Source organism: Rhodococcus sp. C26F (assembly GCF_053345925.1).
Genome location: NZ_JBKFBA010000015.1, coordinates 1 through 11732 on the forward strand (window position 1 = coordinate 1; position 11732 = coordinate 11732).

Annotated in this window: 13 protein-coding genes; 4 read left to right on the forward strand and 9 right to left on the reverse strand. The window is 70.2% G+C overall.

What is annotated here, in order from left to right:
* Window positions 1-19 precede the first annotated feature (19 nt).
* Window positions 20-1066: a polyprenyl synthetase family protein gene (locus ACLBYD_RS16520; protein WP_006552298.1), complete on the reverse strand. Its 1047-nt coding sequence runs from the start codon at window positions 1064-1066 to the stop codon at window positions 20-22.
* A 112-nt stretch (window positions 1067-1178) separates the two neighbouring features.
* Between ACLBYD_RS16520 and ACLBYD_RS16525 the strand changes: the two genes are divergently transcribed.
* Window positions 1179-2450: a geranylgeranyl reductase family protein gene (locus ACLBYD_RS16525; protein WP_447817290.1), complete on the forward strand. Its 1272-nt coding sequence runs from the start codon at window positions 1179-1181 to the stop codon at window positions 2448-2450.
* 22 nt (window positions 2451-2472) lie between these two features.
* On the opposite strand, the gene ACLBYD_RS16530 is transcribed toward ACLBYD_RS16525, so the two are convergent.
* The 4 genes from ACLBYD_RS16530 to menD form a co-directional block, all read right to left on the reverse strand.
* Entirely contained in the window at window positions 2473-3174 is a 702-nt protein-coding gene (locus ACLBYD_RS16530) for a demethylmenaquinone methyltransferase (protein WP_071935515.1), read from the reverse strand.
* 39 nt (window positions 3175-3213) lie between these two features.
* Entirely contained in the window at window positions 3214-4356 is a 1143-nt protein-coding gene (locus ACLBYD_RS16535; protein ID WP_447817291.1) for a glycosyltransferase family 4 protein, read from the reverse strand.
* 82 nt (window positions 4357-4438) lie between these two features.
* Window positions 4439-4891: a DUF3592 domain-containing protein gene (locus ACLBYD_RS16540; protein ID WP_447817292.1), complete on the reverse strand. Its 453-nt coding sequence runs from the start codon at window positions 4889-4891 to the stop codon at window positions 4439-4441.
* The gene (menD, locus tag ACLBYD_RS16545) at window positions 4888-6507 is read right to left on the reverse strand and encodes a 2-succinyl-5-enolpyruvyl-6-hydroxy-3-cyclohexene-1-carboxylic-acid synthase (RefSeq protein WP_447817293.1); all 1620 of its coding nucleotides are present in this window, start codon (window positions 6505-6507) and stop codon (window positions 4888-4890) included. The genes ACLBYD_RS16540 and menD overlap by 4 nt, the downstream gene beginning before the upstream one ends.
* Before the next feature lie 52 nt (window positions 6508-6559).
* Here menD and ACLBYD_RS16550 point away from each other — a divergent pair, with 52 nt between their 5' ends.
* Window positions 6560-7165 (forward strand): flavin reductase family protein, encoded by a 606-nt coding sequence (locus tag ACLBYD_RS16550; RefSeq protein WP_447817294.1) that lies wholly within the window; start codon window positions 6560-6562, stop codon window positions 7163-7165.
* Window positions 7166-7248: 83 nt separating this feature from the next.
* Window positions 7249-8109, forward strand: a complete 861-nt coding sequence (locus tag ACLBYD_RS16555) for a siderophore-interacting protein (RefSeq protein WP_447817295.1) — start codon at window positions 7249-7251, stop codon at window positions 8107-8109.
* 71 nt (window positions 8110-8180) lie between these two features.
* Here ACLBYD_RS16555 and ACLBYD_RS16560 read toward each other — a convergent pair whose 3' ends face one another.
* The 3 genes from ACLBYD_RS16560 to ACLBYD_RS16570 all read right to left on the reverse strand — a co-directional run bounded on the left by ACLBYD_RS16560 (window position 8181) and on the right by ACLBYD_RS16570 (window position 10362).
* The gene (locus ACLBYD_RS16560; protein ID WP_006552306.1) at window positions 8181-8621 is read right to left on the reverse strand and encodes a DUF6918 family protein; all 441 of its coding nucleotides are present in this window, start codon (window positions 8619-8621) and stop codon (window positions 8181-8183) included.
* A 98-nt stretch (window positions 8622-8719) separates the two neighbouring features.
* Entirely contained in the window at window positions 8720-9706 is a 987-nt protein-coding gene (locus tag ACLBYD_RS16565) for an o-succinylbenzoate synthase (protein WP_447817362.1), read from the reverse strand.
* A 23-nt stretch (window positions 9707-9729) separates the two neighbouring features.
* Window positions 9730-10362: a PaaI family thioesterase gene (locus ACLBYD_RS16570; protein WP_447817296.1), complete on the reverse strand. Its 633-nt coding sequence runs from the start codon at window positions 10360-10362 to the stop codon at window positions 9730-9732.
* Between the two features lie 64 nt (window positions 10363-10426).
* On the opposite strand from ACLBYD_RS16570, the gene ACLBYD_RS16575 reads away from it, so the two are divergent.
* Window positions 10427-11320 carry a 1,4-dihydroxy-2-naphthoyl-CoA synthase gene (locus tag ACLBYD_RS16575; protein ID WP_024101698.1) on the forward strand — a complete coding sequence of 298 codons (894 nt, stop codon included), beginning with the start codon at window positions 10427-10429 and terminating at the stop codon, window positions 11318-11320.
* An 87-nt stretch (window positions 11321-11407) separates the two neighbouring features.
* Here the strand turns inward: ACLBYD_RS16575 and ACLBYD_RS16580 are convergent, their stop codons facing one another.
* On the reverse strand, window positions 11408-11704 hold the full coding sequence (locus tag ACLBYD_RS16580) for a DUF4193 domain-containing protein (protein ID WP_024101699.1): 297 nt from the start codon (window positions 11702-11704) through the stop codon (window positions 11408-11410).
* Window positions 11705-11732: the final 28 nt, after the last annotated feature.

An 11732-nucleotide genomic window follows, 5' to 3' on the forward strand; every position in this document is an offset into this window, starting at 1 on the left:
GGGACGACACGACGGTCCGTCAGCCGACGCGGGCTACGGTGAAGTCCACGAGGCGACGCAGCGCCTCGTTCGCCGAGCCCTGCGGCAGGGCATCGAGTTCGGCGTGAGCGCGGGCGGCGTAGGTCGCGAGGGTCGCCTTCGCCGCATCCATCCCCGGCGAGCGGACGAGCAGTTCGAGCGCCTCCGCGACGTGTGCTTCGTCCTCGATGGGACCGACGAGCAGTTCACGCAGACGATCCGCCTCCGGTCCGGTCTCCCGCAGCGCGTAGAGCACCGGCAGGGTGTACACACCCTCGCGGAGATCGGTTCCGGGGGTCTTGCCCGACTCCGTGGTGTCGGACGCGATGTCGATGATGTCGTCGACGATCTGGAAAGCGGTGCCGACGGCGTCGCCGAGCCGTTCGAGACGCTCGACATGTTCCGGATCGGCGCCCGAGAACGTACCGCCGAAGCGACCGCTGGCGGCGATCAGCGAACCGGTCTTCTCCCAGATCACCCGCAGGTAGTGCTCGACCGGGTCGTCGTTGGTGCGCACACCGATGGTTTCGCGCATCTGACCGGTGACCAGCTCGGCGAACGTCTCCGCGATGATCTGCACGGCCGACGGACCCAGCGTCGATACCAACCGCGAGGCGTGCGCGAACAGATAGTCACCGGCGAGGATCGCGACGCTGTTGCCCCAGCGCACGTTGGCGCTCGGGGCGCCGCGACGCATCGTCGCCTCGTCCATCACGTCGTCGTGGTAGAGCGTCGCGAGGTGCACGAGCTCGACGACGGTCGCCGCCGTCACCACGGCGGGATCGGTGGGCTTCGGCCCGAGCTGCGCGGTGAGGATCGTGAACAGCGGCCGGAACCGCTTGCCACCCGCCTTCGCAAGGTGCAGTGCGGCCTCCGTCAGGAAGTCCTCACCGTCGGACAGTTCCTCGACCAGGAGTTTCTCGACGCTCGCGAGGCCGTCCCCGACTGTCGCGGCGAGGACCGGATCGCCGAGTTCCACACCGGCCACGACGGTGCTCGGCGCCGCATCGGCCGAACCGGCGGTCCGAGCCGCCCCCTCAGTGCTCACGATGACGTACCCATCCTGTTCTGTCGCCTCGACTTCACCGTAGTGAACCTAGCCGTTCGTTCCCCGATCCACCTCGTCGAGGCGGCCGATCGCGGCCTGAGAAGATGGAGCGGTGGTGGCCGAACACTCCGCGCGAGATCCGCGGCAATCCCAGTCCTGCGTTCCCGACAGTACCGATGTTCTCGTCGTCGGTGCCGGTCCAGCCGGTTCCGCCGCCGCCGCGTGGGCTGCCCGCGCCGGTCGCGAGGTGTTGCTCGTCGATGCCGCGACCTTCCCTCGCGACAAGACCTGCGGTGACGGACTGACCCCGCGCGCCGTCGCCGAACTCGACGAACTCGGCCTCGGCGACTGGCTGCGCACCCGCACCGTCAACCGCGGTCTGCGTCTCGAGGGCTTCGGTGGCCGCTTCGAACTCCCCTGGCCCGACTCGTCGTTCCCGGTCGTGGGCAGCGCCGTGCCGCGCACCGAACTCGACGCCCGGATCCGGCAGGTCGCGCTCGACTCGGGTGCCCGCGCTGTGGACGGAACGAAGGCCGTCGACGTCGAACGCGACGGCGACCGGGTCTCGGCCGTGATCTTCCGCACCGCCGACGGACCGCGGACCGTCCGCTGCCGCATGGTGATCGTCGCCGACGGGGTGCGTTCTCCCCTCGGCAAGGTGCTCGGTCGTCGCTGGCACCGCGACACCACCTACGGTGTGGCCGCGCGGGCCTACGCCACCTCCCCGCGCAGCGACGATCCGTGGATCACCTCGCACCTCGAACTGCGCGACGACGCGGGCGCCGTCCAGCCGGGCTACGGCTGGGTGTTCCCGCTCGGCACCGGCGAGGTGAACCTGGGGGTGGGGACCCTCGCGACCGCCTCGCGACCCGCGAGCGGATCGCTGCGACCGCTCATCGACCTCTACGCGCGGCAGCGCCGCACCGAATGGGCACTCGGCGAGGTGACGCGCGTGGCGTCGGCGCTGCTGCCCATGGGCGGAGCCGTGTCGGGGGTCGCGGGCAGGAACTGGGCGCTGATCGGCGACGCCGCGGCGTGCGTCAATCCGCTCAACGGCGAGGGCATCGACTACGGACTCGAGGGCGGTCGGTTGCTCGCCGGGCTGCTCGACTCCGACGACCTGACCGAGTTGTGGCCGGCGACGCTGCGCTCCCATTACGGCCGGGCGTTCTCCACCGCGCGTCGCCTCGCGAGCCTGCTCACGATCCCGAAGTTCCTGCCGGCGACGGGTCCGATCGCGATGCGGTCGCGGACGATGATGTCGGTTGCGGTGCGGGTGATGGGCAATCTCGTCACCGACGAGGACGTCGATTTCGTGGCCCGGGTGTGGCGGACGAGCGGTCATCTCTCGATGCGCTGGGATCGGCAGCCGCTCTTCGCCTGAGCGCCGATACAGCGCCGCGCGGCTACTTCCGTACCGCGCGGTGCAAGGCGGTGATGCCCCCGGTGAGATTGCGCCACTTCACGTCGCTCCAGCCCGCGGCCTCGATGCGCCGGGCGAGCTGTTCCTGATCGGGCCAGGCCCGGATCGATTCGGCGAGGTAGACGTAGGCGTCGGGATTGCTGCTGACCGCCCGCGCGACCCGCGGCAACGTCCGCATCAGGTACTCCATGTAGACGGTGCGCAGCGGTTCCCGCACCGGCGTGGAGAATTCGCACACCACGAGGCGTCCACCCGGCTTGACCACCCGGGCGATCTCGCGCAGTCCCTCGTCCGGGTCGGCGACGTTGCGCAGGCCGAAGGAGATGGTCGCGGCGTCGAAGACCGCGTCGGCGAACGGCAGTTTCATCGCGTCGCCTGCGACCATCGGGACGTTGCGGAACTCGCCGGCGTGCAGCATGCCCTTGGAGAAATCGGTGGCGACGACCCACGCGCCGGACCGACCGAGTTCGACGGTGGAGACCCCGGTGCCGGCGGCCAGGTCGAGCACGCGCTCGCCCGGCTTCAGGTCGAGAGCCGCACGGGTCGCGCGACGCCACCCGCGGTCCTGCCCGAACGACAGGACGGTGTTGGTCAGGTCGTAGCGTGCAGCGACCCCGTCGAACATGGACGCGACCTCACGCGGGTCCTTGTCGAGCGACGCGCGTGATCCGTGAGTTGTTGCCACGGCCGAAACGTTACCCGCTCCCCTAGTGGACGCCGGCGCTCATGCGGCGCGGCGGAGCGCGTGCGCGGGAAGGCCCTGCACCCGCCGGTAATGGGCGAACAACTCGTCGCACAGCACGGGCCAGGTGCGGCCGAGCACTCCACGGCGTGCCGCGCCACCGAACTCGTCCCGGACCCCAGGAGCGAGCAGCGCATCGACGGCTCGGGGCAGCAGTTCGACGAAGCGGTCCACCGGCAGGCGGTAACCGTTGCGGCAGTGGGCGACGAGGTCGCGTGGTCCGCCCGCATCCGGCACGATCGCCGGGACCCCGCTCGCCAGGGCTTCCTGCACGGCCTGGCAGAAGGTCTCGTGTTCGCCGGGATGGACGAAGACGTCGAGGCTCGCGTGGGCGCGGGCCAGTTCCTCTCCCCCGAGCTGCCCGGTGAACACGGTCGACGGCAGCTGTCGTTCGAGCCGCGACCGTTCGGGACCGTCGCCGACGACGACGAGCTGCAGCCGCGGATCGTGGGCGAGGATCGCGAGCCGCTCGACGTGCTTCTCGGGCGCGAGGCGTCCCACGAAACCGACGATCGGGCGGCCGTCCGGCGACCAGCGGGCGCGCAGGTCCTCGTCCCGCCGGGACGGCGCGAAGCGGTCGGTGTCGACGCCCCGCGACCAGCGCCGCACGCGCGGGATGCCGTGGGCCACGAGGTCGTCCACGGCGGAGGTCGAGGGTGCGAGGGTGAGATCGCAGCCGCGGTGCAGGCGCCGAGTCCACCGCCAGGACGCACGCGCGGCGAGGCCGAGCCCGTAGCTGGAGGCGAATCCGGCCACGTCCGTCTGATAGATCGCGACCGTCGGAATGTCGAGGCGTCCCGCGGCGGCGAGACCGCCGGCACCGAGCACGAACGGGGACGCGAGGTGCACCACGTCCGGCGCGAAAGTGCGCAGCACCGGAAGGAGTTCCGGGCCGGGCACGCCCACCGGGAGGGAGCTGATCCTCGGTACGCGCACCGCCGGTACGCGGTGGACGGGTGTCCCGTGATGGTCGGACGGAGCGGGTGGCCTGCCTGCGACCGTGTCGGGTGCGACGACCAACGCGTCGTGTCCGGTGCGGTCGAGGTGCTCGAGGACGCGGAGCACCGAGTTGGTGACGCCGTTGACGTTCGGGAGGAAGGATTCCGCGACGATGGCTACTCGCACGCCGACAGCGTGGCGAGCCTGCGAGTCGAGCAGGTGCGAGCTCGGTGACCGATGGACGAAGTCGCGACGAACGTTTCGTTCGTCACATCTGCAGCTGTCGATCCTTCACGTCGGGAGAGACAGGGGGTGCGGCGGTCGCCCTCCGCCGCAGCCAGATCAGCACCGGCGTGGCGATCAACCATGTGACGACGATCACCGATCCGGTCGGGATCAGGGCGACGCGGGCGTCGCGACCGGTCACACGAACGAGATCGGGATCACTCCGGGCGTACTCGACGGCGATCCGCTGCCCGGTGGTCAGCCCCGTCGGGTACAGAACGCCGAGCTCCGGATTGTGCGTCACACCGTCGGGAGTGACGAAACTCACGGCGGACCGCAAGGAGCCGGCCGAGAGCACCTCGGCGACGGCCGTGCCCGTGTCGGAGCGGATGGTGAGGTCGTTGCGGAGGGCGCCGAGGAACAGGATCACCGCGAGGGCGGAGATCGCCGCCGCGACCATGAGAACCGCGCGCCGCGCGCGCTCGGGTCCGCTCACAGCTGCGCCCGCACCGCCGCGTGCAGTTCGCGCAGCCCGGCTCGATCGGTGGTGACCTCGACCACACGGATGCCCGCGGGCGGCGCCGTGTCGTTCGCGAGGGCGAGCGCGAGTCCCTGCAGATCCACCCGCTCGTGCGGGACGCGGTAGGCCGCGCACAGTGCCGCGAGGTCCATACCGTGCGGGGTGCCGAAGACACGCTCGAAGACACCCGCGTACTGCGGGTCGCCCTGTTCGAGCAGTTCGAAGATTCCGCCGCCGTCGTCGTTCGCGACGACGATGGTGAGGTTCTGCGGCCGCGGCTCCGACGGCCCGATGAGCAGGCCCGACGCGTCGTGCAGGAAGGTCAGGTCGCCGAGCAGCGCGACGGTCCGTCCCTGCTCGTAGGCGAGTGCGGCACCGACGGCGGTGGAGACCGTGCCGTCGATCCCGGCCACACCGCGGTTGGACAGCACCTTCACGTCCGGCTTCGGGTAGCTCACGAGCGCCGCGTCGCGCACCGGATTCGACGCCCCGAGCAGCAGCTGGTCGCCGGGCTTCAGCGAATCCGTCACGACCGCCGCGACGTGCAGTCCGGTGGCCTTCGGATGCCCGTCGAGCTGGGCGCGCACGGCCTTGTCGGTGTGCGCCGACAGCTGGCGGCATCGTTCGAGCCACGCCTCGTCGGGTGTTCCCGACACCACGGCGCGGGTGCCGGTCGCGATGACGTTGCCCGACACGTCGGGCCAGCGCGGGCCGGTGGTCAGCGCGTACACGGTGACGGCGGGGTCGGCGAGCAGGTTCGACACCGGCCGGTGCAGCGTGGGCCGTCCGGTGATGATCGCCTGGCGCGGCTTCAAGTGCGGCAGCGCCATCGGATGCACCGGGATGCCGTGCAACGGTGCGGTGGGTTCGGCGACGGTCGGCAGCCCGGACAGCTCGGGGCGATGGGCGGAACCGTGACCGGAGACGACGATCGTGTCGGGGGTCAGGTCGATCTCGAGCGGGACGTCGAGGGTGGCGTTCACCGTGGTGGTCCAGGCCTTGCCGTCCGGACGTCCCTCGGGCACCGGTCCCTTCGCGTCGAGTTCGGGCACGAGCGGTTCGCGCAGCGGGATGTCGAAGTGGACCGGGCCGGCGTTGCCCGATCGGGTTCCGCGGGCAGCGGCGAGAACCCGGGAGACCGCCGAACGCCACTGGCTGTTCTGTTCGATGCCTTCGGCGAGGCCGAGGCTGATGGTGGCGCGCACCTGGCTGCCGAACAACCCGAGCTGTTCGACGGTCTGGTTCGCACCGGATCCGAGCAGTTCGTAGGGGCGATTGGCGCTGAGCACGACCAACGGGACGCGGGCGTAGTTCGCCTCGAGCACGGCCGGCGCGAGGTTGGCCACGGCGGTACCGGAGGTCATGACGACCGGGACGGGGCGACCCGAGGCGAGGGCCAGGCCGATCGCGAGGAATCCGGCGGTGCGCTCGTCGATACGCATGTGCAGGCGCAGACGTCCTGCGCTGTCGGCGGCCTGGAGCGCGAAGGCGAGCGGCGCGTTGCGCGAGCCCGGGCACAGCACGACGTCCCGAACACCGCCCCGGGCGAGTTCGTCGACGACAGCAGCGGCCTGGGCAGTGGACGGATTCACGGAGTCCAGGGTAATTGCGCCGGAAGTGTGGCCGGGTACAGGTGCGGTCAGAATGGAGGCCGTGCGCACAGTCTTCGATCCCGCCGAGTCGAGTCCCGGCCGCTTCTACCGCCTTCTCACCGCGACAATCGTGCCGAGACCGATCGCGTGGGTGTCGACCGAGGCCGAGGACGGTGTGTTCAATCTCGCTCCGTACAGCTTCTTCACGGTGGCGAGTACGGCCCCGCCGGTCGTGCAGTTCACGTCCGTGGGCCGGAAGGACAGTCTGCGGAACATCGAGCAGACGGGCGAGTTCGTGATCAACATCGCGACCGTGCCGTTGATGGAGAAGGTCAACGCCTCGTCGGCGGCGTTCCCGCACGACATCGACGAGTTCACGGAGGTGGGTCTGCACGCCGAGCCGAGCGAGCGGGTGCGGCCCCCGCGGGTCGCGGAGGCACCCGCCTCGATCGAGTGCCGGCTGCACCGGGTGATCGAGATCGGCGACTCGTTCGTCGTGATGGGCGACGTCCTCGCCGTGACGGTCCATCCGGAGGTGCTGGCGGAGGACGGTGCCCCCGACTTCGCGGCGCTCGGCGCGGTGAGCCGGTTGGGGCGGACGGAATGGGGACTGACACCGTCGGTGCGGAGACTGGAGCGGCCCGGCACTCCCGGGTGACGACACAGGTTAGGCTCCGCTGAACGATCGTCGGGATGCTGCACGTCGTCAGTGGCGGCATCCGAGCAACCTCGGAGGGCCGTATGGCGAAGAGCACCGGAACCGCACGGCGCAATCCCTATCTCAAGCCCGAGTCGCGGCGGATGGTGCGCGCACAGGTACTCGCCGCCGAACGCATCAGCCCGACCTTCGTGCGCATCACCGTGGGCGGCGACGACGTCGACTCGATCGCACCGATGGGCTTCGACCACTGGTTCCGCATGTTCTTCCCCACCCCGGAGCAGCAGGAACTGACCCTCCCCGGTGCGACCGACGACCGTTGGTGGCCCGAATACCAGGAACTGCCCGAGGATCGGCGTCCCGTGCTGCGGAACTACACGTTCCGCCGCGTACGTCCTGCGGGAACCGGGTTGTTCGGCCCGACCTCCGAGATCGAGATCGATTTCGCATCGCACGGCGATCTGGGTCCGGCCTCGGCGTGGGCGGAGCGGGCTCAGCCCGGTGACGAGATCGGCATCCTCGACGAGGGCATCAGCAACCTGCCCCTCGACGAGGCACGGTCGTGGCTGCTCATCGGCGACGAGAGCGCGGTGCCCGCAGTGGCCGGCATCCTCGACTCGATCCTCGCCCTCGACCCGCTCGCGGCCGTGGAGGTCTTCGTCGAGGTTCCGCACCCCGACGACCTCACCGCCCAGAACCTGCCGACGGGCGAGAACGTGCGGGTGCATCCGGTGGTCAGGACGGATGCCGAGGCGGTACCGGGCAGTCTCGTCGTCGACGCGGTGCGGGAGTCGACCCCCTCGTCGGATTCGGCCCACGCGTTCGTCGCGGGCGAGTCGTCGCTCGCGACCGGCGTGCGCCGCCATCTCGTGCGCGAGTGCGGCTGGGACCGGGCGGCGGTGACCTTCATCGGCTACTGGAAGTACGGGGAGCCCGTCTACTGACGGACCCCTCGAACGACGAACGTCGCGGTACCGACCNGGGACCGCGACGTCCGGATGTCGCTGGTGTCGGCTCAGCCGGCGTGCTTCTGGATGAGATCACCCAGGCGCGGCAGGGCCTCGACGACGTGCTTCTTGGCCGAGGGGCGCAGCGAGTCGTAGACCTTCTTGACGCCGGACTTCGACGTGCCGGCGATGCGCTCGTCGGTCACGCCGAGGAGAGCGTCGGCGACGACCTCGCCGCGGGCGACCAGGAAGTCCGCGAACGAACCGTTGCCTGCGTACTCCACCCAGAACGGCTGGAGCTTCTCGACGAATTCGGGCAGCAGACCTTCGACGGCACCCGGCACGATGCCCGGGCCGACCTTCTTCACTGCTGCGTAGCCACCCTTGAGGGCGAGACCGGACGCACCCTTCTTGTCCGACACCTCGGCATCGATCAGGGCTTCGACGTCTGCCTTGACCGCCGGGAACTTGTCGGCGCCGAGGAGGGCATCGCCCAGAGCTGCAACCACTTTCACTGCCTCCGTAGATGTGACACTTGTGACCGTTGGGACGCGGGGAACGATATACGACGATTCCGTGCCGTCACAGTCCGCGTCCGGCGAGGTCGTCACCGTCCGCGTCCGGCGAGCACCGTACGGCACCGAAGCACCCGCTCGCACCACCACTCGACTCGATCGGGATCGGCCCGCAGCGCGTCGAGCCGCTCGGGTTCGGGCTCGACCGCGACGACATCGAGCGCTCCGTCGGACATGTGCAGAGCCGGCGCGACGTCGGCTTCGAAGAAGCCACCCGTGCCCAGCCCGCAGGCGTACGGGAGGTCGGGCAGGGCGGCTGCCGCCGCGAGACCGGTGGCGATCCCCACCGCGGAGTCGAGGGCGCTCGAGACGACCACCTCGACGCCGTGCCCGGCGAGTTCGTCGGCAAGCGCGACGAGACGTCGGACCCCACCGAGCGGCGCGACCTTCACGACGGCGACGTCCGCTCCCCCGGCCCGCACGACCCGCAGGGGATCCTCGGCGCGGCGGATGCTCTCGTCCGCCGCGATGCGCACCCCGGGCAGTCGCCGGCGCACCTCGACGAGTTCGGGGACGGACGCGCACGGCTGCTCGGCGTATTCGAGCGGACCGTCGGCGGTGAGTGCCGTGAGGGCGCGGACGGCCTCGTCCACGCTCCAGCCGCCGTTCGCGTCGATCCGGACGTGGGGCACGTGTTCGCGCACGGCCCGGACGCGAGCGACATCCTGCGCGAGATCCTGGCCCGGTTCGGCGACCTTCACCTTCGCGGTGCGCGCGCCGGGGAACCGGGTGAGCACCTCGGGGACGCGCTCCGGGCCGATGGCGGGCACGGTCGCGTTGACGGCGATCCGGGAGCGGCACGGAGCCGGATGGCCCTGCCAGGCGGCTTCGATCGCCGACTGCAACCAGTGCGCCGCCTCGTCGTCGCCGTATTCGGGGAACGGCCCGAACTCGCCCCACCCGGCGGGTCCGCGCAGCAGCAGCACCTCGCGTTCGGTGATGCCGCGGAACCGGACGCGCATGGGCAGCGAGACGACGACTGCCCCGTCGAGCAACTCGTCCGCGGACGGGAGGGGCAGCGAGGACGGGAGGGGCAGGGAGGTCACGGCTGGCCCGGCAGCAACTGGACCATCAGCGCCTCGCAGTCGGCGAGGAGGTTGCCGTCGACATCGCGCAGTTCGGCCTTACAGAAGGCCTTGCGACCGTCCACGCGGTCCACCCAACCGTCGACGACGAGTTCGGTCTCGATCGGGGTGATCCTGCGGTAGTCGACGTGGAGATAGGCGGTGCGGGCGATCGGGCGGCCGTTGGCGTGGATGACCATGCCGAACAGGTCGTCGAACAGCAGCGGCAGCGTGCCGCCGTGCGCGGCCCCGTTGCCTCCGAGGTGGTAGCGGCGGAAGACGCCGCGCTCACGGACACCGTCCGGTCCGTACTTCTCGATCGTCCACGGCAGTAGCAGCGCACTGCCGCGTCCGGGCAGGTCGACGTTGAAGCCGGCGGGCGAGCGACCCTCGGGCACGGCGTGCTCGGCGAGCAGGTCGACGAGGGCCTCGGTCTGCTCGATCGCGCGGTCGACGACCTCGTCCGGCGGGTTCGTGGAGACCATCAGATCCTGCAGACGCCGGAAGGTCTCGACGAAGCGACCGTAGTTCGGCCCCGCCTTCACCGGTTCGTAGACCGGGAATCCGCCGTGGTGTTCGTAGTCGTCGCGGGGATCGGTCTGCTCGCTCATGGTTGTGCACGTTATCGGGCGGCAGCGCACGTCGCCGAGATGCCCGGCCCTTTATGGTGACGAGGTGACCTTCGATCCAGAATTGTGGCGCCCGGTACCCGGGTTCGAGAACCTCACCGACATCACCTATCACCGACACGTCACGCAGGGCACGGTCCGCGTCGCGTTCGATCGTCCCGAGGTGCGCAACGCCTTCCGTCCGCACACCGTCGACGAGCTCTACCGCGTGCTCGATCATGCGCGGACCACCTCCGACGTCGGCGTCGTGCTGCTCACGGGCAACGGCCCGAGCCCGAAGGACGGCGGATGGGCGTTCTGCTCCGGCGGCGACCAGCGGATCCGTGGCCGCAGCGGCTACCAGTACGCGAGCGGCGAGACCGCCGACACCGTCGACAAGGCCCGCGCGGGCCGGTTGCACATCCTCGAGGTCCAGCGGCTGATCCGGTTCATGCCGAAGGTCGTCATCGCTCTGGTCAACGGCTGGGCCGCCGGTGGCGGGCACAGCCTGCACGTCACGTGCGACCTGACGCTCGCCTCCCGCGAGCACGCCCGCTTCAAGCAGACCGATGCCGACGTGGGCAGCTTCGACGGGGGCTACGGCAGCGCCTACCTCGCCAAGATGGTCGGCCAGAAGTTCGCGCGGGAGATCTTCTTCCTCGGCGACACCTACACGGCCGAGGAGATGCACCACATGGGTGCGGTGAACAAGGTCGTCGACCACGACGAGCTCGAGAACGTCGCGCTGGAGTGGGCGCAGAAGATCAACGGCAAGTCGCCGCAGGCGCAGCGCATGCTCAAGTACGCCTTCAACCTGCAGGACGACGGCCTCGTCGGTCAGCAGTTGTTCGCGGGCGAGGCCACGCGTCTGGCCTACATGACCGACGAAGCGATCGAGGGTCGCGACGCCTTCCTCGAGAAGCGCGAGCCCGACTGGTCGCCCTACCCGCACTACTACTGATCCTGACGCGACGAACCGGGCTTCGCCCCTGCTACAGCAGGTGCAAGGCCCGGTTCGCCGCGCAAGGAGGGGTCGTCCGACGGAAGGTCAGACGCAGTCGCGGCAGTAGGCCTGCTCGCCGTCGCCCGTCGCGCGACGGCTGTGGTGCTGGACGAGGAAGCAGCCCATGCAGGTGAACTCGTCCGACTGCTTCGGCAGGACCTGCACCGAGAGCTCCTCCGCCGACAGTGCCGAGAGGTCGGCGCCGGGCAGGTCGAGGGTCTCGAGGATCTCGCCCTCGTCGGTGTCGGCGGCCGCGGTGGGCTTGATGTCCAGCTCGTCCAGGGCAGTGCCACCGCCGCCCAGGATGTCGGTGGTGCGGGGAGCGTCGTAGTCGGTCGCCATGGCAGTTCTCCTCACTCGTTGTCGGCGG

Bases quoted from the DNA above. Each gene is read 5' to 3' on its own strand.
- ACLBYD_RS16550 (WP_447817294.1), top strand. From the start codon at position 6,560: ATGGAGGCCGTGCGCACAGTCTTCGATCCCGCCGAGTCGAGTCCCGGC.
- ACLBYD_RS16555 (WP_447817295.1), top strand. From the start codon at position 7,249: ATGGCGAAGAGCACCGGAACCGCACGGCGCAATCCCTATCTCAAGCCC.
- ACLBYD_RS16570 (WP_447817296.1), bottom strand. From the start codon at position 10,362: ATGAGCGAGCAGACCGATCCCCGCGACGACTACGAACACCACGGCGGA.
- ACLBYD_RS16580 (WP_024101699.1), bottom strand. From the start codon at position 11,704: ATGGCGACCGACTACGACGCTCCCCGCACCACCGACATCCTGGGCGGC.